General features: G+C 64.8%; 1 protein-coding gene. It reads left to right on the forward strand.

All coding sequences use genetic code 11. From position 1 onward, the window contains the following. The first annotated feature begins 126 nt into the window (after positions 1–126). Positions 127–810 (forward strand): pentapeptide repeat-containing protein, encoded by a 684-nt coding sequence (locus tag ACE026_RS14340; RefSeq protein ID WP_486039498.1) that lies wholly within the window; start codon positions 127–129, stop codon positions 808–810. Positions 811–872 lie beyond the last annotated feature (62 nt).

The raw sequence follows: 872 nt of genomic DNA on the forward strand, positions 1-872 counted from the left end.
CCCCCCCCCCCCCCCCCCCCCCCCCCCCCCCCCCACTACCGGGCATTGGCGTCGCTCCGTTCTGTACACATTCGGCAACACGCTTCAAGTCTGCCTATGGTCCGGAACATCGCCCAGAATGGACGCATGAACACTGTCACCTTCCGCGATGAAACCCTCACCCGCGAGCGCATGCAGGCCATCATCGCCGCGCATCCGCGGGCGGCCGTCTTCGAGAGCTGCACGTTCGATCACGGTGACTTCTCGCGGCTGGACATGGATGGGTTCCAGTTCAACCAGTGCTCGGTCACCGGCACGAGCTGGTTGGCGGCCTCGTTGGAAGAAAGCCAGTGGACGAAGTGCCGCGGCAGTCAGTGCGATTTCAGTTCAGCCCTGCTCAGCGATGCACGCTTCTCGCACTGCGATCTCAACAACAGCCACTGGCGCCGCGCGACACTGTCCTCGGTGCAGTTCCAGGACTGCAAGCTGACCGGCGCGCACCTGCAGGAAGTGACTGGCTGGGCGCTGGAATTCCGCGATTGCCTGCTGGTCAGTGCGGACCTGCGCGGGATGTCGTTCCGCAAGGCGCAGCTGGAGGGCATGGATTTCTCCGAAGCCGAGCTGTCCGGCTGCGATTTCCGCGATGCGGTCTTCAACGGCGGCAGCCTGCGCAATGCACAGACGCGGCTGACGCGGTTTGAAGGCGCCGACCTGCGCGGCACCGACATCAGCGGGCTCAACGTGATGGATGCCAAGCTGTTCAAGAAGGCAGTGATTTCACAGCGCCAGGCAGCGGCCGCCTTGGCAGCGTTCGGGTTGATCGTGGCGTAAGGGCCGACCCACGGTCGGTTGCTACCTGACGCGCTCGTTCGTCAGTGACGCGGTAGGGGGGG

This window comes from Stenotrophomonas sp. AGC87 (assembly GCF_057333975.1).

Excerpts from the sequence above, each read along its gene's own strand:
- ACE026_RS14340 (WP_486039498.1), top strand. The coding sequence starts at position 127 with ATGAACACTGTCACCTTCCGCGATGAAACCCTCACCCGCGAGCGCATG.